The 19502-nt window shown below is 67.3% G+C and carries 21 protein-coding genes and 5 pseudogenes; 12 read left to right on the forward strand and 14 right to left on the reverse strand.

The window, feature by feature from the left end; all coding sequences use genetic code 11:
* Positions 1–93: 93 nt before the first annotated feature.
* A pseudogene (locus OG953_RS22855) lies at positions 94–607 on the forward strand (tyrosine-type recombinase/integrase); the annotation flags it as partial.
* A gap of 528 nt (positions 608–1135) precedes the next feature.
* The gene (locus OG953_RS22860) at positions 1136–1735 is read left to right on the forward strand and encodes a hypothetical protein (RefSeq protein ID WP_405686523.1); all 600 of its coding nucleotides are present in this window, start codon (positions 1136–1138) and stop codon (positions 1733–1735) included.
* Between the two features lie 249 nt (positions 1736–1984).
* On the opposite strand, the pseudogene OG953_RS22865 reads toward OG953_RS22860, so the two are convergent.
* A pseudogene (locus tag OG953_RS22865) lies at positions 1985–2314 on the reverse strand (IS1380 family transposase); the annotation flags it as partial.
* A 147-nt stretch (positions 2315–2461) separates the two neighbouring features.
* Between OG953_RS22865 and OG953_RS22870 the strand changes: the two are divergent.
* Complete coding sequence (locus OG953_RS22870) at positions 2462–3244, forward strand: polysaccharide deacetylase family protein (protein ID WP_405686524.1); 783 nt, start codon at positions 2462–2464, stop codon at positions 3242–3244.
* A gap of 98 nt (positions 3245–3342) precedes the next feature.
* Here the strand turns inward: OG953_RS22870 and OG953_RS22875 are convergent, their stop codons facing one another.
* Complete coding sequence (locus OG953_RS22875; protein ID WP_405686525.1) at positions 3343–3969, reverse strand: hypothetical protein; 627 nt, start codon at positions 3967–3969, stop codon at positions 3343–3345.
* 383 nt (positions 3970–4352) lie between these two features.
* Between OG953_RS22875 and OG953_RS22880 the strand changes: the two genes are divergently transcribed.
* On the forward strand, positions 4353–5630 hold the full coding sequence (locus OG953_RS22880; protein ID WP_405686526.1) for a tetratricopeptide repeat protein: 1278 nt from the start codon (positions 4353–4355) through the stop codon (positions 5628–5630).
* Between the two features lie 155 nt (positions 5631–5785).
* Here OG953_RS22880 and OG953_RS22885 read toward each other — a convergent pair whose 3' ends face one another.
* A complete protein-coding gene (locus OG953_RS22885; RefSeq protein ID WP_405686527.1) occupies positions 5786–6169 on the reverse strand; it encodes a hypothetical protein in 384 nt (127 codons plus the stop codon).
* 157 nt (positions 6170–6326) lie between these two features.
* Between OG953_RS22885 and OG953_RS22890 the strand changes: the two are divergent.
* The 6 genes and pseudogenes from OG953_RS22890 to OG953_RS22915 form a co-directional block, all read left to right on the forward strand.
* Positions 6327–7067 (forward strand): annotated as a pseudogene (locus OG953_RS22890) (replication initiator); the annotation flags it as partial.
* Positions 7064–7275, forward strand: a pseudogene (locus OG953_RS22895) (excisionase family DNA-binding protein). The pseudogenes OG953_RS22890 and OG953_RS22895, both read left to right, overlap by 4 nt.
* Complete coding sequence (locus OG953_RS22900) at positions 7275–8270, forward strand: tyrosine-type recombinase/integrase (protein WP_405686529.1); 996 nt, start codon at positions 7275–7277, stop codon at positions 8268–8270. The pseudogene OG953_RS22895 and the gene OG953_RS22900 overlap by 1 nt, the downstream one beginning before the upstream one ends.
* Positions 8271–8563: 293 nt before the next feature.
* On the forward strand, positions 8564–9073 hold the full coding sequence (locus OG953_RS22905; RefSeq protein ID WP_405686531.1) for a GNAT family N-acetyltransferase: 510 nt from the start codon (positions 8564–8566) through the stop codon (positions 9071–9073).
* Positions 9074–9084: 11 nt separating this feature from the next.
* On the forward strand, positions 9085–9588 hold the full coding sequence (locus OG953_RS22910) for a hypothetical protein (RefSeq protein WP_398628218.1): 504 nt from the start codon (positions 9085–9087) through the stop codon (positions 9586–9588).
* Positions 9582–10136 (forward strand): AAA family ATPase, encoded by a 555-nt coding sequence (locus tag OG953_RS22915; RefSeq protein WP_405686532.1) that lies wholly within the window; start codon positions 9582–9584, stop codon positions 10134–10136. Before OG953_RS22910 ends, OG953_RS22915 begins: the two co-directional genes overlap by 7 nt.
* A gap of 17 nt (positions 10137–10153) precedes the next feature.
* Here the strand turns inward: OG953_RS22915 and OG953_RS22920 are convergent, their stop codons facing one another.
* The 9 genes from OG953_RS22920 to OG953_RS22960 all read right to left on the reverse strand — a co-directional run bounded on the left by OG953_RS22920 (position 10154) and on the right by OG953_RS22960 (position 16614).
* Positions 10154–11146, reverse strand: coding sequence for a phosphotransferase family protein (locus OG953_RS22920; protein ID WP_405686534.1), 993 nt, complete (start codon positions 11144–11146; stop codon positions 10154–10156).
* 450 nt (positions 11147–11596) lie between these two features.
* Entirely contained in the window at positions 11597–12187 is a 591-nt protein-coding gene (locus OG953_RS22925) for a DUF5994 family protein (RefSeq protein WP_266747159.1), read from the reverse strand.
* A gap of 228 nt (positions 12188–12415) precedes the next feature.
* Entirely contained in the window at positions 12416–12838 is a 423-nt protein-coding gene (locus OG953_RS22930; protein ID WP_405686535.1) for a YjbQ family protein, read from the reverse strand.
* A 270-nt stretch (positions 12839–13108) separates the two neighbouring features.
* Complete coding sequence (locus OG953_RS22935) at positions 13109–13381, reverse strand: hypothetical protein (protein WP_266747157.1); 273 nt, start codon at positions 13379–13381, stop codon at positions 13109–13111.
* A gap of 110 nt (positions 13382–13491) precedes the next feature.
* A complete protein-coding gene (locus OG953_RS22940; RefSeq protein WP_383978323.1) occupies positions 13492–13764 on the reverse strand; it encodes a hypothetical protein in 273 nt (90 codons plus the stop codon).
* A 604-nt stretch (positions 13765–14368) separates the two neighbouring features.
* Entirely contained in the window at positions 14369–15037 is a 669-nt protein-coding gene (locus OG953_RS22945; protein WP_405691995.1) for an IS3 family transposase, read from the reverse strand.
* Positions 15034–15339 carry a transposase gene (locus OG953_RS22950; protein WP_405686536.1) on the reverse strand — a complete coding sequence of 102 codons (306 nt, stop codon included), beginning with the start codon at positions 15337–15339 and terminating at the stop codon, positions 15034–15036. The genes OG953_RS22945 and OG953_RS22950 overlap by 4 nt, the downstream gene beginning before the upstream one ends.
* Positions 15340–15737: 398 nt before the next feature.
* Positions 15738–16055 carry a hypothetical protein gene (locus OG953_RS22955; RefSeq protein ID WP_405686538.1) on the reverse strand — a complete coding sequence of 106 codons (318 nt, stop codon included), beginning with the start codon at positions 16053–16055 and terminating at the stop codon, positions 15738–15740.
* Between the two features lie 13 nt (positions 16056–16068).
* On the reverse strand, positions 16069–16614 hold the full coding sequence (locus tag OG953_RS22960) for an SMI1/KNR4 family protein (protein WP_405686539.1): 546 nt from the start codon (positions 16612–16614) through the stop codon (positions 16069–16071).
* A gap of 657 nt (positions 16615–17271) precedes the next feature.
* On the opposite strand from OG953_RS22960, the gene OG953_RS22965 reads away from it, so the two are divergent.
* Together OG953_RS22965 and OG953_RS22970 are read left to right on the forward strand one after the other, a co-directional pair.
* The gene (locus OG953_RS22965; RefSeq protein WP_405686541.1) at positions 17272–17946 is read left to right on the forward strand and encodes a DUF998 domain-containing protein; all 675 of its coding nucleotides are present in this window, start codon (positions 17272–17274) and stop codon (positions 17944–17946) included.
* 69 nt (positions 17947–18015) lie between these two features.
* Positions 18016–18228 carry a DUF4287 domain-containing protein gene (locus OG953_RS22970; RefSeq protein ID WP_405686543.1) on the forward strand — a complete coding sequence of 71 codons (213 nt, stop codon included), beginning with the start codon at positions 18016–18018 and terminating at the stop codon, positions 18226–18228.
* 406 nt (positions 18229–18634) lie between these two features.
* Here OG953_RS22970 and OG953_RS22975 read toward each other — a convergent pair.
* Positions 18635–19006, reverse strand: a pseudogene (locus tag OG953_RS22975) (hypothetical protein); the annotation flags it as partial.
* 3 nt (positions 19007–19009) lie between these two features.
* The gene (locus OG953_RS22980) at positions 19010–19303 is read right to left on the reverse strand and encodes a transcriptional regulator (protein WP_405691996.1); all 294 of its coding nucleotides are present in this window, start codon (positions 19301–19303) and stop codon (positions 19010–19012) included.
* Positions 19304–19502 lie beyond the last annotated feature (199 nt).

Raw genomic sequence — 19502 nt, forward strand, 5'->3', positions numbered from 1 at the left:
TGCCGACCAGGCCCCCCGGCCCACGCGCTGACCGCCCAACGGGCCCGACACCGAGTGGTGTCGGGCCCGCTGCGGAATTCCGCCACGTTCAAGCCCTGCTCCATCCGCGGGGCGGGTCGCGAGGGCGCGGACGAAACGGCCCGTGGCCACCATCGATCAGGTCTTCGCGCTCGCCGAGGCCATCGGCATCCGCTGGCGGCTGATGGTTCTGCTGGGCGCCTTCGCCTCTATGCGCCCGGAGGAACTGGCCGAGCTGCGCCGCGCAGACATCGACCTCGACACCGGCTCGGTCCGGGTGCGGTGGGCTGCCCCGGAACGGAACACGGGCCGCCGGGTGATCGGCGACCCCAAGTCTCGGGCGGGCAAACGGGAGATCACGTTGCCGGGCTTCGTGCTCCTCGATGTTCGCTGGCACCTGGAGTGGTTCGCCCAGCCCGGACCTGACGGTCTCGTGTTGGTAGGGGAGAAGAGTGCCGCTCTGCGCGGCACCACCTTCGGCCACAAATGGCGCAAGGCGCGAGACGCGGTCGGCATGCCGAAGGAGTTCCGCTTCTACGACCTGCGCCACACCGGCAACACACTCGCCGCCGACACCGGAGCCAAGCTGACGCCAACGTCTACGAGCTCGTGCCCCCGGATTCCGGCTCCGCCTGGAGCTGCTCGGAGGAGACGCGCAGGGGACGTCCTACTGGTGCGGATCGATTGGAGTGGGGGCACCGGTGCTACTCCTTCGACTCCGCCTGGGCCGTGGGTGAAGAGACGGCGGCCCCGCGAAGGCGGCCGTAGGGGGCGAGGCGTGAAGTGCCCGATCGGAGAGGCGACCGCCGTGGTTCGCTCGATTGGGTCGCCGGGTTGCCATTCGACCAAGGCCGCTCGCATTTCACTTGGTGGCTGACTTAGTTCCGAAAACCCCGCCGAAGCGGTGAGTCACCTCTTGGGCCTCACCGTTTTCTCTACGGGGGCTGCGTTTCGTCGGCGATTCGAGAGGATTTGTCTGCTGTTCTGTCGGAAGAAATTACTCGGAGGGTTGACTGTACTATCGTGAGCGCGAAGGTGTGCGTAAAGGGACTGGCTGTTCGCTTTCATGATATAGTCCTAATGAATTTACAGGACGCCACGAAAAAAGGGGAATGGCGTGAATACCGAGAAGGTCACGGCTCGACGTCTTACGGCCGGAGAGGTTTCGGAATTGGGCCTCCAGGACGACATTTTCGTCTCGGCGGAGATGGATGGCCTTCCTCTCGACTGCTACGCCCCGGCTTTCCTTACGAAGCCGGGTAAGAATTTCGAGGGAGGGTCCTTCACCGCGAGGACGATCTTCGGTGAGGAAATTCATGTTCTCCCGGAAAATGTCGAAGAGCGCGGGATCTGGATTGCCGACAAGGCAGGGGAAGAAATCGAGGTTCTCCAGAGTGCCGGCGTCCTTTTGAACCTCGCCCTCTTCGTGCCCAACGGGAACAAGGAATCCCTGGAGTCGCTCTACTCCGCCGCACGGGACGCGTTCGGCGCGGGGATCGTTCAGCGCTGGAGCGAGGAAACCGTCGAGGTGCCGGACGTCAAGGTCGACCTGTACGAGGAGCCGGCCCGGGGGCGGAAGAACACGAACAGCCAAAACCGCGACCGCCGTGCCCTGGACATCTACCCGACCCGAGTGCGGTTCCTGGAGCCCAGCGATGGCTGGAGGTTCATTGTCGAACCGCACAAGGAGATCGTCGATGACACACCGACGATCTGACCTGATGGCAGGTTAGCCTCGATCTTTCACGGGAGCCCGTCAGCTTGCTGACGGGCTCTTCTTCGTTTGTTGGGGCGTGTGGGCAGGCCGCTGGCCCGATTGTCGCGTTGGGTGGGCGCCGGGGTCCACGTTTCCGGTGGGATGGTTCAGGCTCGTCGGGACAGGTGGATCTGCTGATCAACCGGGGTTCGGGAGGGCGTCGAGTCGCTCGATCGCGCTGGTGATGACGTCGGTCCAGTCCCAGTGGTGGGTGAAGCGCAACTGGGCGCCGAGGTGCGGCCGTTCCTCGCGGACGAACAGCCGCATGCCCTTCGGCCGGCCGGTCGGACAGTCTCCGTCGAGCTCGGCGACCCAGGAGCCGTCGCGGATCTCGCCGCCGGGTTCGACAGCGGGCATCCAGGCGGAGGACAGGACTGTCAGCAGGGACTGGTGAATCTGCTCGGTGATGGTCATGCCGACCGAGTGGGGCAGCCATCGGCCCTGTTTCGCGAACCATTCGACGAATGCGTGGGTGCCTCCGCCGCAATCCGTGCGGATCAGCGTCTGCCGCCCTCGTCGGCACCTTTTCGAGGCCGTTGCGCCCCCTCATCTGTCGCGGAGCTCCTGCGTTTGTCGTCGGCCCCCTGCGAATTCGTCAGCGATCGGTAACAGAGGGATCGTGTACGGGCGTTCGTATGTCTTCATGGGGGCACGGCATCGGCGGAGACAGCAAAGGGGCGGGCGGACATGGCAAGGCACAAGGGAAGGGGATGGCACGGTCGGCTTCTCGCGGCGGCGTTCGGGGTGACAGTGGTGGCCGCTGCCGCCTCGGTGTGGACCGCGCAGGCCGACCCCGCCGGAGGGCGGCAGCCGCAAGCGCGTGTCTCAGCGCCGGACGCCCGGCCCCAGGACCGGACCGTGGCCAAGGTGGCGGCGGACATCGCGCACGCCTCGGACCGCGGCGCCCGGGGTGTCAACATCACCATCGACGACGGACCGGACCCGGTCTGGACGCCGCAGGTACTGCAACTGCTGAAGGACAACGGCGTGAAGGCCACGTTCTGCATGGTGGGCACACAGGCCCAGGCGTACCCGGACCTGGTCAAGGAGGTCGTGGCGGCCGGGCACCGGCTGTGCGACCACACGATCTCGCACGACACCACCATGGACACCCAGTCCGAGGCATACCAGTCCCAGCAGATCCTGGATGCCGAACGCATGATCACCAAGGCGTCCGGAGGCGTCCGGCCGCAGTATTACCGGGCCCCGGGCGGTGCTTTCACCCCGTACAGCCGGCAGCTTGCCGCGTCCCGGGGGATGCGGCCGCTGGGCTGGAACGTCGACTCCAAAGACTTCGAGCGTCCCGGCGTGGACATCATGGTCGCCACCGTCAAGAGCGAGATCTCCGACGGGCCGACCGTCCTCTTCCACGACGCGGGAGGGGATCGCTCCCAGACCGTGGCCGCTCTGCGCGAGGTGCTGCCCTGGCTGAAGCAGCAGGGGTACTCCTTCGGCTTCCCCGTGCGGTGAGTGAGGCTCGCCCGCACTGACATCGGACCCGGACCCCCGGCACCGGCAGACAGACATGAACAAGTGGGTCGTCGCAACCTCCGACCAGTCTCAGGTGATCAAGAACGGCCAGACGGCCACGTTCTACCCACCGCAGGCCGACGGTGAGCAAGTCTCCGCTCCGGGCGAGTACAAAAGAAGCCCCCAGCCGTATGGCACTCCTGCGTAGTCGCGGCACTTGCTCCCTGACCAGGACTGACCGCTGTTTCCCCGGCGTTCTGGTGCTCATCTGGTGCTGAGCCTGCGGGGGCTTGCCCGTCAGCTTCTGTTGCGGTGGCTGTCTCCACGGATTCGGTGCTATGCAGTGCAACGAGCTCGCTCAGGTCGTTCGAAACCATAACTTGCGCGAGACGGCCGGCCACCGCCACAACCTCCGGCCAGGTCGTCGCTTGCAGGTACTCCTGATCGGTGTCGTTCGGGGCCTCGGCGTCTGCGGCGTTGAGGGCGGAGCCCAACTGACGCATAAGTGTGACTTCTTCGTCGGTCCGCAGACTGATACCGAGGTACTGCTCTGGTTGGTCGGCGTCGCAGAAGTCATCGAAGAGCACGTGAAAGATATGGTCCAAGTTCTCGAAAGTTGACGGGTCGAGCCACACCGCTTGCTGCCACGGGGGGTTGGCCAGAGCCAGCACTGCCGGCACGAGGTTGACGCGGAAGTTTGCTAGGCGCTGGCTGTCCTCGGTCACAGGCCGGAGCCTAGGGACGCCGCCAGGTGGTGTCGATTCTTTTGCCAGCGCCCAGCTTGCCTCTGAGCTTGGGAATCACCGGGCTCGGCAGGCGTCAAACCAGCATTGAGCTGCGGGAATGGGAGACACACGGAGCCGTATCGGGGTCGTATCCGACCTTGACCGGCCGCGGTTATCCGCCTGATCGGGCACGCATCGGGCACGGCTGTCAGACGAGCCGCCAACGCCATCACCACGGAGCAAGGTCACAGGCCGGCTACCCTTCGTGGCCCATGACCCGCCGGATGAGAAGACGGTTGGCGCACCGCGAAAGGATGCCCTCAGCATGGGGCTGCTGCAGAGCGCAGTCTCGTCGGCGTCCTGACCGCTAGGGTTTCGCCATCATGGACGCAGCCGACCTCGACCACCGCCATCGCACCTACGACGGCTGGATACCGCCCACCGTCGCCGCCCTCCTTCACGAGCACGGTCACCACGGCATCCTCCGCGACGCGGCTGCCGGCGGTGACTGGTTCTGCGCCCATCGACTCGCCGAGGCCGCCGTCGACCATGCCCCGGGCGGGCAGGCGGCGGCGCTGGCGTTGCTCGAGCCGTTCGCCGGCACCGGCTGGTGGCCGGCCGTCAGCACCGTCGCCGGGCTGCTCGCCGAGTGGGAGATGACCGACGAGGCCATCGCTCTACTACGCCCGCTCGCCGACACGGGCCACCGGAAAGCCGTACGCGAACTGGCACGCCTGCTCGCCGGCCAGGGCCACATCGACCAGGTTGTTGCCGTGCTCGGCCCACGCAGTGCCGACCAGAGTCTCGCCTCGGAGTTGGTGGAGCTCACTGTGGGCCGCGATCGCGACGCCGAGATCGCTGCGCTGCTCCCCGCCGTCGGTTTGGGTGCGACGGATCCGTTCGAGTCCCGGGTCACCGACGCGTGGGACACCGTCCCGCTGCACGCCGTACTCCTCGAACGCCAGGGACGCATCGACGAGGCAGCTGCTTTGCTCGGCAGGCACGTGCATGTCGACGGCATCATGTACGCCGACCACGCCGAGCAACTCGCCCGCCTCCTGGCCCGTCACGGACGTGAGACCGAGCTGCGCGCCTTCACGGTCGAGGGCGGCGAGGAGTACGCCCTGAGCGCCCTTACTGAATTCCTGGAGGAACGAGGCCGGATTCCGGAGGCGGTTGCCCTGCTGCAAGAGCCCGCCGGGACCGGAAATCCCCATGCGGCGTTCCACCTGGCTGAGCTCCTCGCCCGTCACGGCCGCCACGACGAGGCGGTCGAGGTGCTGCGCCCGGTCGCGGAGTCGGCGGGCGGCGACTCCGACTGGATCATCCATCTGCTCTGCCGCATCATTGTCGACGCGGGCCGGGCCGACGACGCCCTTGCCTACGTCGACGACTACTTCGCCCGCCACGGCGGCAACCGACACGAACAGGCTCTCGCGCGGGCCTATGTTCTGAAGCGCTGCGGTCGCGCCGCGGAGGCCGACGCCGAACTTGCCCCGTTCGCCCGCCTCGACGAGGAATTTCTCCACGACGGAACGGTGCGCGGCGCCATCGCGTTTGCCGAGCGCCTCGTCCGGCAGGGCGAGCCGCAGAAAGCCATCGCTCACCTCCGCGACCGACTCGACGGGGCCAAGGTGCTGCGAAGGGAGAACTTGCGATAGCCAGACGTGCGAATCCAGCAAGCCGGGGGGCGTCGGCCGCTAGGACTTCGTGCGGGCCACCACAAGGACGATCGCCTCGAGCACCAACCACGTCGACTGCTTGAGAATCGCGGGGGACGACGAGGGGTACGGCCATGCTCGTGCCCTGAGTCGCCTCAGAGGTGTTCGGGCACACGCCGCAGACGCCGCTTCAATCTGGAGTGCGTCGCAGTCATCACCACGGCCGTGATCAGGCAGCCCGCTGTCGCGACAGCGAGGCAGACGATCGTGGGGTTGATCCACGCGGGAACGAGGTCGTATGAGGCGTTGCACTTGTTGTGCAGCGGGAACAGCCGGGACGGCTCCTGCCAGTTCTCTTCCCTGTAGGCCGAATCGTAGGTCTGCCCTTCCAGTAGCTCACAGGTTTCTCTCGCATCCAGGCCACCAGAGAAGGCTCCCCAGAACCAGGTGCAGAAGAGTCCGAAGCACGGCATCACCGAGAGCAGTAGCCAGCGGAGCGGCTTGCGCCACTCGCTCCCCCTGCCGAGGTCATTACTCATCCTGCGGTCCTTCCCCTCAATGAGACTGCGGAGAGGCTACCGACCGCCTCGGGTCCTGGTGCCGGGCGTTGATCGCGTTGCCTTCCACGTCTCTTGAGGGCGGCGGAGCTGATTGACCGAGTCAAGCGTGGCCGGCTTTCTCTAGAGCGCCAGTTTCGCCGAGTTCCAGAAGCGCGGGGCCGTCCACTTCCATGCCGCCGTACGCCTCGACGGCCCGGAAGGAGCCGACAGCCCGTCGCCCTCCTGGGCCTCCGTGCAGCTGCTCAGCGACTCCATCCGCGCCGCCGTCGCGTACTCGTACACGACCATCACCGTCCCGGCCGCCGCCGGCCAACCCGCCCGCCCGCTCCGCTGGGGTACCCAGCTCGATATCCGCCCCATCCGCGCCTTCGACGCCGGTACCGACATCACCGAACAGGCCGTCGCCTCCTACGTCGCCAAGTACGCGACCAAGGCCGCCGAGACGACCGGCACTGTCGACCGCCGTGTCGGCAACCGCGAGGCCCTGGTCCTCCTCGACGTACCCGACCACCCGCGCCGACTCATCGAAGCCTGCTTCGACCTCGATCCGCTCTACCCGGACCGGCGGCTGAGGGCCTGGGCTCACATGCTCGGCTTCCGCGGCCACTTCTCCAGCAAGTTCCGCCGCTACTCCACCACCCTCGGCGCCCTCCGCCAGATCCGTGCCGACTACCGCGCCGCCCAGCAACGCGAAGAACTCGGCCTGCCCGACCCGGACCAGGACCAGACCGTCCTCGTCCTCACGGACTGGCGCTACGCCGGACAAGGCCACAGCCCCGGTGAATCCGTTCTTGCCGCCTCGATCGCCAGAGACCTGCAACTCAACCGAGAAACCGCCCGCGATGCCCTCGCCGCCCTGGAAGGAGACCGGTCGTGACCGACCCCCTGCTCACCGTCGACCAAGCCGCCGAACGCCTCGGCACCACCGCACGCTTCCCCGCCGCCTCATCGCCGAACGCCGGATCGCCTTCGTCAAGGTCGGCAGCCACGTGCGCATAAAGGAAAGCGTCCTCGTGGCGTACATCGAGGGCAACACCGTTCAGCCCATCCGCCGTCGCCGGTCCCGCTACGGAAGGGCCGCCTGATGGGGAACGCGAAGGGAAGTCGTCGCCCGGACGCCGGTGCGGTGAACTTCAAGGAGTACGCCCTCCAGTGGGTGGACGAACGTGGTCTCTCCGCCACCACTGACGAGCTGTACCGGCGGCTCCTGCGGCTCCATCTGCTGCCCACCTTCGAGGGCCTGGACCTCGACGAGATCACCGCGCTCCGTGTCCGCACCTGGCGAACCGAGCGGCTGTCGTCCACCGGGGCAGCCACGACCGTGGCCAAGTCGTACCGGCTGCTCAAGGCCATCATGGAAACCGCGGTCGATGACGAGCTGATCCGCCGTAATCCCTGCCGCATCAGGGGCGCCGGGAAAGAGTCGTCTGCCGAACGCCAGATCGCCACCGTCGCCCAGGTCGACGCGCTCGCCAACGCTCTCGGTCCTCGCTGGCGGCTGATGGTCTTCCTCGGCGCATACGGCCCCATGAGGCCGGAGGAACAGGCCGAGCTGCGCCGCAAGGACGTGCACTTGGACGCGATGACCATCCGCGTACGTATGGCCGCGCCCGAGCTGACCTCCGGTCGCCGTGCTCCCGGTGACACCAAGTCGGAGGCGGGCAAGCGGGTCGTGGTCCTGCCGGCCTTTCTCCGGACCGACCTCCGACGCCACCTCGATCGGTACGCGGAGAAGGGGCCGGACGGACTTCTGTTCGTGGGAGAGAAGGGCAAGCCGTTCCGGCGGTCCAGCTTCGGGCGGAAATGGCGCAGGGCTCGCGCGCTCGTCGGCATGCCGGACGGCTTTCGTTTCTACGACCTTCGTCACACCGGGCACACCCTGGCCACTCGGTCCGGGGCCACCCTCAAGGACACGATGGTCCGGGCCGGCCAGTCGTCGGAGAAGGCCGCGCTGATCTACCAGCACTCGGACCTTGAGCGACAGCAGGAGGTCGCCAGCGGACTCGACGACCTCGTGCGCGCCGCCCGCGAGAAGGCCAAGAAGAAGCCTTCTGGTGCGGATCTGGTGCGGGACGCTTGAACTGGTCCAGACAACAAAGAAGCCCCGGGCCGCTGGCCTGGGGCTTTTGCATGGAGCGGGTGACGAGAATCGAACTCGCGCTCTGAGCTTGGGAATCACTCGGTGCTTGGGCGTCAGCATGGTCTTTGACCTGGGGGAATGCCCACAGGTGGCCCCGTTCTGGTTGCCTCGTCAGGCCCGCTGTTGACCGCTGCTGACCGCCCTGACTGGCACGTAGTGGCACGCGCCGTTCGGGGCTGGTGCCCTGCCGAAACCCATTGTGCGGATCTTCTTCGGACTGCTGGGATGGGTGTATGAGTCTCTTGCATGCCGGGGCGGCCGAGGTCGTCGTACCTGTCCTTGTCCGTGATCTGACGTCCGCTGATCTCCCGGACTGTGCCTGGTCCGGCTCGGCGACCCATCTGGTGCAGGTGACACGGGAACTGGAACGTGCGGCTGCCGGGGACGTGGACTACCTGGCTGTCTGCACCCCGGCCGGTCTTCCGGTGGCGATCGGCGGTGTCGACTATCAGGTCGCGGTCGGCGCGGGCACGCTGTGGCAGCTCGTGGTGTTACCGGCCTTGCAATCGTGCGGTCTGGGCACCGTCCTCATCCGGGCCGCGGAGGACCGCATCAGGTCACGCGGCCTGCGGCGTGCGGAGCTCGGGGTGGAGGAGAGCAATCCACGGGCCCGGGCACTGTACGAGCGGCTGGGGTACGTGGCCTACGGCCGTCGGCCGGATGCCTGGGACGTGGAGGCGCCGGACGGCTCGCTCCGTCGGTACGAAACCATGTGCACCTTGATGCACAAGGACTTGTCGTAAGGAGGACGGTCATGGCCTCGGAGGTGTGGACTTCGGTCCTCTCGCTCACGGGTGTCGCGCTCGGCGGTGGTCTGACGGCGTTCTCCCAGCGCGCCACCCAGCGATCCGCTGAACGGTCGGAGGAACAACGGCGGAGGGCGGCCACCGACGAGGCGCGCCGGGCCGAACAGCTCCAGGCGATCAAGGAATTCATCGCATGTGCCCAGGAAGCCGAACGAGCGGCCTACAGCCGCCCTGAATCATGGAGCGGTGATGACGGCTGGAGTGGACCTGCTGCCGCCACCATGACCATGCTCTGGGTCGCTGAGCGACACCTCGTGCTGCTTTGTGATCCGGACCTGCACGCCCCTGTCCACGCCTATGGTCGCGCGCTCAATCAGGCGGTGTGGCGTGAGATCGGCGACACCGAGGTCAACGAGCACTTGGAGGAGCACAAGACCGCTTTTATGACCGCGGCCCGCGCAAGCCTGTCCTCCCCGTCAGGCCAAGTGCCAGGAGCTTCGAGCCGATGGTGATCCCCGCAGGACTTGTCGTACTCGTCGGACCGCCGGCCTCGGGCAAGACCGCCTTCGTTCGTGAGTTGGTCGCTCAGGGGAAGCTCGCCCCGGAAGCCGTCGTCTCCAGTGACGAAATCCGTGCGGAGTTCTTCGGGGTCGAGGCGGCGGATGTCGCCTCCGACAGGGCCGATGCGCGGGTCTTCGACGAGCGCGACCGCCGGATCACCGTCAGACTCGCTGGGGGCCGGATCGCGGTCGCCGAGTCGACGAACGTCACATCGCAAGCACGTGCACGCCTCGCGGCCATTGCAGCACGATTCGGTGCGCCGGTGACTGTGCTGCGCTTCCCCCAGGACGAGGCGGACCTACTCAGGCAGAACGAGGAGCGGGGGAGGGGCGACGTCTCCGCTGCGGATGTCAGGGCCTACGCCGCCACTATGACGCGAGGCGCGCATGGTGCCCAGCTGCGGGCGGAAGGCGCTGCGTTCGTCTACGACGTCCCCGGGCGAGGGCAGGGGGTTACCCCTACGGAGGCTGCCCGGCGATTCGCGTTCTCCACATCCTGAGCACGTCACCGGGGACGTCAGCCGTCATGGGACAGGGGGAACAGGCCGCGCAGGTGGTCGGTGCCCAGGCCGAACCGGGGCAGGTTGTTCACTGGGTGATCGGCCGCTGCCTCTTCCGGCACGGCCGGGGGCCATGTGTACAGCTCGCGGACGGTGTGGGCGAGCTGGTAGAGCCACAGGCGATGGATCAGATCGGGATGGGCGAAGAGCTGCGGGTAATCGGCGGCCAGCCAGCCGAAGATCCGCGTCATCTCCCGAGACGGTACGAGTTCGGCATCGCCGGAACCGGCCCAGTCGACCGAACGGAGAAGGGGCAACAGGTCGAGATCGGGCGGTCCGATCCGGACCCATTCGAAGTCGAGGACCGCGGTGATCCGCCCCTTGTCCCAGAGCAGGTTCGCGAAGTGCAGGTCGCCGTGCACGATGCTCCGCGGCTCTTCCCTGTACGGGTCGAGGCCGGCCAGCTCGCCGAGTCTGGATTCGACCAGGTCGAGGCCGGGCGACTCGGCATGGGCGACCAGTGCCTGGGCGCGTTCCACCGGCAGCGGACACAGGTCGGCGCCCACGATGGCCTCCGGGGCGGTCGGCTGGGCGCGCAGATGCCCCAGCAGCAGGCTCCGGACCCGCTCCGGCGGCTGCCAGGCGTGCAGTGCCCGCAGTACGTCGGCCAGCTGGGCGATGGCCTTGCGGCGCTCGCCGTCGTCCAGCGTGGGCCAGATCGCGTGTAGACCCTGCCCCGACATCCGACGGGTGACCGTCCAGGCCAGTTCGCCGTCGTCGCCGGCCGCCAGGATCTCGGGACAGGGAATCTCCGCGGGCAGCGCGGGCACGACCGCCGCTTCGCGCCGCAGCCGGCCGATGTCTCCTCGCCAGCACACGCGGACTATCCGATCGCCGATGCGCCAGGCGTCGTTGGAATAGCTCTCCAGCGGCACCGCTTTGACGTCCTGGGGCATCCCCGACGCGGACAAGACCTGGGCAAGCCGTTTCCTGGCAGGCGTATTGATCACGCACGCAACCATGCTCCGCTCGGTCCGGCCGGTGCAACGCAGTATCACGGCGGTAGAGCATGAACCAGCCCCCGCCGCCCCTGGACGAAGGTGTGTGCCCGCCCGAACTCGTCGGGGCAAGCGGTTACTTACGGCACTCCGTGCCTGAAGAGGTCTTGATGAAGGCCCAGGTCGCTGACCTGGGCCTTCATCGTGGAGCGGGTGACGAGAATCGAACTCGCGCTCTGAGCTTGGGAATCACTGGCGCTCAGCCCCCATAAACCGCTCTGAACTGTAGGAATGCCCTTGAGGGGGCGCCATCCGGGGGCGCCTCAGTACCGCTATTGACCGGTGCTGACCGCTCTGAAGGGCACGGATGGGGCATGAGTACCGAAGGCGGCTGTTGGCCCGGGGCTTTCTTCCGGCGCGGGACGGGAATCGACGCCGCGCTCTCGAAGGTTTCCACGATACTCAGATACCTTCCACCGCATCTGGTACCTGAGCAACGATTGCTTGGGCGGGGGAACGTGATGTCGGCAGGCTTGCTCCATGGCCGCCTTCGGAGTCCCAGACCGAAACCAGGGACAGCTCCATCTCCTCCGCGATCCGGCGTTGCTCCGCTTCCTCCATCAGGGCGCTCGCGGTGAGGGTGCCCAGCGGATAGGCGGCCTCCGCCATGAGCCGGGCGGCTGTGGCGGGGATGGTCTCCGGTGGAATCACCAGCAGGTCCCAACGGCCGGTGCTGTAGGAGAGCAGCAGCAGCTTGTGGGGATCTTGCTCGGCCTTGAACCAGCCGACACCCACCACATGCCCGTCGACGGGCACCTTCCGTGGGATGACCGGCCAGAACGTGGGGTTTACCGTGACGTGGGTGATCCGCCCCCACAGCGGGTCGAGGACGGCCGTCAGTGCGGGAAGTTCTGCCGTGAGGTCACGGGAGCGGGGCCACCACGCACCGTCGAGCAGAGCCGGAGCGGTACCGGCCGGCGCCAGCATGAGTCGGAGGGGCAACGAAGAGGTCCGGCCTTCGACCGCATGCGTATACCGAATGGTCGTGATCATGACGCGGACCCTGCCCCGGGCCGATCGCAACCCGCCCGGTGTCGTGAATCGCCGAAAACGACACGAGCACGGAGACTGGTGTACGAAGTGCCCTCGGTACTTCCAGCTTACTCGTGGTAAGACCCGCCGGACCGATACGGAGCCTCCCGTGCGGGCAACTGGACGGTCTCGTACGGCACCGGCTGCCAGCAGAGGACTGTCAGCCGCAGGGCCGCGTGGGTCGTGTGGTCAGCTGAGGAAAGACAGCCGGACTTGGCGTTCGGGGCTGTCCCGGTCGGTGTTCACCAGTACGACGGACTGCGAGGTCCCCAGCTCCAGCTCACCATCGACTACGGGCAATGTGGCGTGTGGTGGGACCAGAGCCGGGAGCATGTGGGCCCTGCCGTGGCCAGGACTGCCGTGGCGGTCTTGCCAGCGGTCGTCCGCGGGAAGAACGTCGCGGAGGGCCGCCAACAGGTCATCGTCACTGCCCGCGCCGGTCTCGATGATAGCCAGGCCGGACGTCGCGTGGAGGGTGAAGATGTTCAGCAGTCCGTTTCGCCCGTGAGCGACCTCTCGGAGGAACGCGGAGCATGCGTTCGTGAGGTCGTGCAGGGTCTCCGTGGAGCCGGTTGCGATGTTGATCGTGCGGGTGGTGAAGGTGCCAGCCATGGTTCACCGATACCCATTGCGGAGCCCGAGCACTGACGGCCGGACGGGTTGTTCCTCCGGGACTCCGCCGGTAAGGGCACGCGCTCCCGTTCCTGGACAGGTCCCTCATGCCGTCTCATCCGAGTCCCGCAAGCGAGACCTGGACCGCGACTTCCTCGCCTGCCCGGCCCCAGACGCATCCCTTTGCGTCCAGCTTCCCCCCGGCCAACGGCACCTGGAGTACCCGGCACCGCGTAGTCCGGGCAGCTCGGACGTCGCCCGGGCTCCGCGTCAACCGTGCTCTTCCTCTTCAGACTCCATACGTCGAATGCCTTGGTGCGTCAGCGTGATCATGACCGGCGTATTGCCCGCGGCCCAATCGACCGTGATCAGGCCCTCGCCGACCAGATAGGTGCAGGCGGCCGCCAGATCCTCTTGGGGGATCGCGAGTTCCTGGAGCAGCTTCGCCCCGGTGATCCCCAGAAGGCGGTTGCCTTCAGTGGCCTCGTACAGAGCCTGCATGATCTTCTCGCGGTACGCCTTCCGGTCGGCTAGTGATGCCATGACTGCCACCTCTGGGGGGAAAGGCGCCGTGCTTATCGCGGCGGAGGGGTGCCGGGATGCCCGGCGAGGAGCCGACTCTGTCGCAGCTGCTTATCTGAGGCCCGGCTCCCTCAGACCTCGTCCGGATGCGGGCGGTCACGCGCGGCTGACTTGCTGGTCACCAGCCACGGCGGGGCCGTCGCATTGGGCTCGGGCGTGTGCGTGGTGTCCACAGTGATGTGGAGCCGGGTCCCGCCATCGTGGCCGGCGGGGTAGCTGCGCTGTTCGGTGGCAGGGAAGCAGTGCCGCAGAACTTCTGTGACGCGGCGGGCGGCCTCGGGGGACGCGGCGACGATACGGACCTCGGCCATCCCTGCCGAAGGCATCGGTTCTACAGGTCTCATGCCAGCCTCTTTGCCAGGCGGGTGAGGTGCCCACGGGGTGAGGCGAAGGCTCACACCTACCGCCGCCAGTCATTGGCGTCCTCACCGCCCTTATCGTGCTGTCCGCGGCGAGTTGCCGATGGACGGAGGGATGAACCGGCCGGACCCACCGCCGGTCTTCCTGCTCCGGCAAGGCATCGCTGCCGTGAAAGCTCGCGTTCCTCTCGCTTTCACCGAGAGGGATACCGGCAAGCGGTGGGAGCGCTCGAAATATCCCGATGGGTTCACCGTACTCCGGCCGACGGTCCACCGAACCCACACGAGACCAGGCGTTCGTGGGGGCGGCCCGTGTGCCCTATCGCCCTCGGCGGTCGGGGCGTGAGAAGAGGTCCTCCAGCGCTGCGGGGGGTGTCGGTGAGGGCACTTGGGTACACCACCCCTGCCAACGCTGACCACGACCGCCGCGTCGGACCGCGCGCCGACGGTACAGACGACCGCGCCGAGGGTCGTGAGCGCGTCGCTGAGCTCAGTGATGATCACGTTGCTGACCTCGGCATCACCGGCCGGCAACCGGCCATACCGGCACTGAAGGCGAGGCGGGCCGAGCCGGGGCGGCCGCCCTCGCTCACTGGGTGACTGCGGTGAGCAAGTCGGCTCCCGGAAGCTCTGCCGACGCGGTAGTGATGTCGGTGAGGGGCTCTCGCGAAGCCGACAAGGCGTTGCGCATGTCGGCGGCATGCTCCCAGCGGCGTGCTGCTCGATGCTGCTCATGGTGTTCGGCCATCGCGTACCCGATCACTTCGCGCGTCGCCAGGTCGATGACGGTCGCGAGATACCACCAGCCCTCGATCGTCGGCAGATAGGTGATGTCGCCGACGAGCTTCTTGCCCGGCCGGGTGGCGGTGAAGTCGCGGTGGACCAGGTCCGGGGCCGGTGCGGCCTTGGTGTCCTGCTGCGTCAGGTGGCGGCGCCTGCGGCGGGTGACGCCGCGGATGTCGCGCTCGCGCGTGATCCGCTCGACCTTCTTCCGGTTGATCGCATAGCCCTTGCGCCGCAGCGCGGCGTGCACGCGCGGGGCACCGTAGGCACCCCGTGAGGAGGCGTGGATCTCGCGGATCTCCTCGGTCAACTCGTCCTTCGCCAGCTGCCGTTCGGCCGCCGGCCGGGCCGCCAGCCAGGAGTAGTAGGTGGAGCGGTTGATCCCCGTGACGCGGCACAGCAGGGCCACGCTGTAGCCGCCGGGGTTGGTCTCGGCGGCCTTCTCCGCGTCGATGAAACGGTACAGCGTGCCTATTTCATCGTCTCCTTCGCGAAGAAGGCCGCGGCTTTTTTCAAGATCTCGATCGTCTGCTGCTGTTCCCGGCTCTCCCTGCGCAGCCGCTGGAGCTCTTCCCTCTCCGCCGTGGTCAGCGCGCCGGGCGCCCCCTCGCCGCGGTCAGTCTTCGCCCGCTTCACCCAGCCGCGAAGACCTTCGGGACTCACGCCAAGTTCCCGGGCGACCTCGGTGACATTGCGCCCTGACGAGAGGACCAGTGCCACCGCGTCCCGCTTGAACTCCGACGTGTACCGCTTGCTCATATTGCTCTTGCCACTCAACCTGGGCTGCTTCCTCCGGGACCGATCCGTCCCAGTGTCAGGCTGTCCACTTCAGAGGGGGAACTTCAGGGGAACTTCACGCACAGGCCTCATCCGCCGACCGTCGCCCCGTGAGCACCAGACAGCCAACAACAAACAAGGCCCTGGTTTGTGACCAGGGCCTTCGTCATGGAGCGGGTGACGAGAATCGAACTCGCGCTCTGAGCTTGGGAATCACCGTTGCTCGGTGGGATCGTCAGCTATCTGACCTGCGGGAACGCTCTCATGGGCGGCTCTTGGCGGTGATCCGGTCGTACTCGTTCTGACCGCTGTTCACCGCTCCGAAGGGCATGGTTGGGGCACGGTCGGCTCAGCTTGAATGGGCAGGTTCTTCCCCGCCAAGGAGTCGAGCGGCGTCCCTATTGCGTTGCGTCGCAACTCTTGCAGCGGCTCACAGCCGCCCGCTCGAGGTTGCCCTGGGTGGCGCGGAGCGGGCTGGAGGGCGCGAGACGACGCCATGCCCCGGGTGAGGGGGTGAGCACCCAGCCGTAAAGGGGTGGCCGGATGTCGGCCGGGACGATGTGCATGCAGCCGGGAAGGTGGGCCTTGCCGCTGGCGTGGATGATGATCGCAGCCACCGGCCAGCCGTTCCAGTCGCTGGTGGGTGCGCTGCCGCGGGGTGCGCGCGGAGCGCAGTCTGCGCAGTTGTGCATTTCATGGCGTTCGCAGTACTGCATGGTCCTCACCCTGTCAGGTTTCGAGCCGTTGCTCGGTGCGCTCGAGCCAACTTCGGTACCAGTACGCGAAGTCATGCCTGGTCGGCTCGATCCCTCGGTCCATCGGTCTCAGATCCTCCCAGATGGCACCTCGGTGCGGGCCCGTCATCACCATCAGCGACGCATAGCCGCATCCCTGCTCGCTGAGGAACACCGCGCCCGCCTCCTGCGCGTCATACAGCTCCTCGTAGCGCGCATCCCAGGCCGCGTACGCGCGGCGGAACTCCTCGTCGGACGCAAAGGCGCCCTTCTCGGGCTCCTGCGCCTCGAGCGCGGCAAGCTCACTTTGCAGCGCCTCGGCCAGGAAGGGCCGTCCGGCGAACTCGGCGGTGGTCGGCTGCCCGGAGAAGGCGAGCCCGATGCCGCGCCACTGCCACCCGCCGTCGCCCAAGGTCGGTGTCATCAGGCCGTAGCCGGGGCCGGCTCCCCCTCCTCCGACATGGAGGAGAAAACTCCGATACTGCGCGGGCAGACCCACGCCCAGGTCCGCCTCCAGCGCCCGGAGCTGTTCCTCGCTCATGACCGGACCGAGGCGAAAGCCATGCCCCTGTGCCCCGAAGACTTTGCCCGCTCCGGAGTGTTCGGTGAGCCGGAGTACCCGCTCCCGCACTCCCGCCCACGTGTCGTCACTCATGGGTACACGCTAGGGCGACGCGCACCGCACCGACACGGAATTCACCGTGGAGCACGAGTGCCCAGCGCACGTTGTCCTCTGCCGTCGCCGGCGTAAGCGCTCGCGACAGCAGGAACCAGGTCGGCGGGCCCGCCGACCATACGCGGCAAGGGCGCCGACTGCACTGGCCGAGACCCACCCGAGAGGTCCAGACATCAAAGAGCCCCGGGCCGCTGACCAGGGGCTTTTTCATGGAGCGGGTGACGAGAATCGAACTCGCGCTCTGAGCTTGGGAATCCCTCAGTACATTGAGGTGTATATGGTGGCTGACCTGTGGAAATGTCTGCTGGTGAGGCTGTGTGACGGCTTTCGACGTGCCCCCTGGTGACCGCTGTTCACCGCCCCCACTGGCACGTTGTGGCACGGCCTGCTCGGCGCGGCGACATCGGCCGGGTCGCCCGGCTTCCAGGCGCACTGTGGCCCAGGTCATACGTTGCGAATCGATGACTTCTGCGTTCGTCGCCAGTCATACATGCGACAACACCCGAACGAGGAAGGCCCGCCATGACCCAGACGCTCAGCGCCCGCCCGCCCGCCGCCCGCACCGCGGCCGTCCCCTCGCCCGCGTCACGGGGGTTGTTGGCCGGCGCGTTCGTCGCGGGCCCGCTGTTCCTCGGGGCAGGCATCGTCCAGGGGCTTACACGGGAGGGCTTCGACTTCACCCGTAACGCGATCAGTCAACTCGCCCTTGGTGACATGGGGTGGATCCAGACGGTGAACTTCCTGCTCACCGGTGCCCTGTTGTTCAGCGGGGCGATCGGGCTGCGCCGGGTGCTGCGAGGAGAGCCGGGCGGCACCTGGGGACCGGTCCTGATCGGTGTGTTCGGTGCTTCGTTCCTGGCCGCCGCAGCCTTCAGGGCCGACGCCGGGGCCGGCTTCCCCGTCGGCGCCCCCGAGGCGCCCCCGATGAGCGCGCACGGCGCCGTCCACATGGGTGGCGGGATGATCGGCTACCTCGCGCTGTGCGCCGCGTTCCTCGTCCTGGCCCGTCCGCTCGCGGCCCGGGGTCACCGCGGCTGGGCCCTGGCCTCCCGTGTCGCTCCGGTCGCTGTCCTGGCCGGGTTCATGGCCTCTGCCGCCTCTGTCCTGGCGTTCACCGCCGGAGCGGGCCTCGGCCTCTGCTGGCTGGCAGCCGTCACGGCCCGACTGCTGACCGAAGCGTCGCCGGACAAGCACTAGCCAGGCGGTGATCCAGCCGCCAACGCTCGAAGACAGCAAAATCATTTCGCTCGACAGACAGGACATCCCATGACCGACGCTGTGAAGGGCCCTGCCAGCTACTTCCCCTCGATCGAGAAGAAGTACGGCCGTCCGATCTCCGAATGGAAGAGCCTCGTCCGCTCTTCGCCGCTGACCAAGCACATGGAACTGGTTGCCTGGCTCAAGTCCGAGCACGGTCTGGGCCACGGCCACGCCAACGCCTTGGTCGCCCACACCCTTGCCGAGGACAGCGGCCAGTAACCAGGGCTCGACCTCATTCGGGAATTGCGGCATTCCCGTCGAGGGGAGCGGATCTGCAAGCCTCGACCTGAAGCACCGCGAGGGAGCTCATGGCGGGCGAATGGCACGCGGACCATGAGAGGTCAAGACAACAAAGAAGCCCCCGGCCGCCGGCCTGGGGCTTCTTTATGGAGCGGGTGACGAGAATCGAACTCGCGCTCTGAGCTTGGGAATCAACGGTTCTTGGACAGCCAAAGTGGCTCTGGCCTGCATGTTTGGCCGGGGTGGGCGAGGTTGGTGTGGTCTCTGGGTGCTGTGCTTGACCGCTGTTGTCCGCTCCGAAGGGCACGGATGGGGCACGGCGACCGAGGGGGCAGCCTCTGTCGCGAACCGCATTCCTGTTGAGCGGTCGGCATCCGTCAGGCCATCAGTCCTCGTGCGGGGCCTCAAGCTCGTGGAGTCGTTCCCCGATGTCGTCGGCCCACGCCTGTGCCCACTGGCGCAGTCCGGCGATTGCCTGCTCGTCGAGTCCATAGGCGGCGAATTCCGTGTCGTCGATCCAGTCGGCTCCGCTCAGCCGAGCTTGAAGCTCGCTGAGATCGAAGGAGTCGCGGGCATGGCGCCGGCCGAGTTCTTCGAGTCCGAGGGGGCTCCAGCGGCCCGTGGTGGCCTGCACATCGATCAGATCCCTGGCGAGTCCGCGGTCGGACAGCGCGCGGACCTTGGTGCCGACGACATCTTCGAGGGACAGCACCAAGCCGTGCTCGGTGTGCACGGGCGGTTGCCAGAGTGCTTCCTTACGTCACGGACGGCTGACCAGTGTGCGCAGTGTGGGCCAGAGGCCGGCGAGAAGGTCCCGGTCGAGGTACTGGCCCAGGTCGGCGTGCCGACCCTCGGCCAGGACGATGCGGTAGTAGCTCATCCGCAGGCGGGGCCGGTCGAGGTCGAACGTGGTCAGCCCCGACCATGCAAGGTGGAGCGGCAGATGCACTGGGCCGTGCTGGGGGCCGGCAAGCTCAGAGAGCGCTGCGTGCAGGCGCCGGGCGAACTTGGCACGACGGAGATCGGAAAGGCCGGGTTGTGACCATAAGTCGATTATCCAGGAAGAGGCTCCTGGTGCTGCCTCACTCGGCGACAAGGCGCCGCAAACAAGGAACGCGGCTGTGGCCCGGCGGCCGCAGCGGTTGTGGCCTTCTGCGTTGTCCCATCAGACCAGCGAGGGTTCGCATTACCACCTGATCGATCTCCTCGGACAGGTTCCTCTCCGGACTGTCGAATCCGGCCATCGCGTGGTC

Source organism: Streptomyces sp. NBC_00057 (assembly GCF_045041165.1).
Lineage (GTDB): Bacteria > Actinomycetota > Actinomycetes > Streptomycetales > Streptomycetaceae > Streptomyces.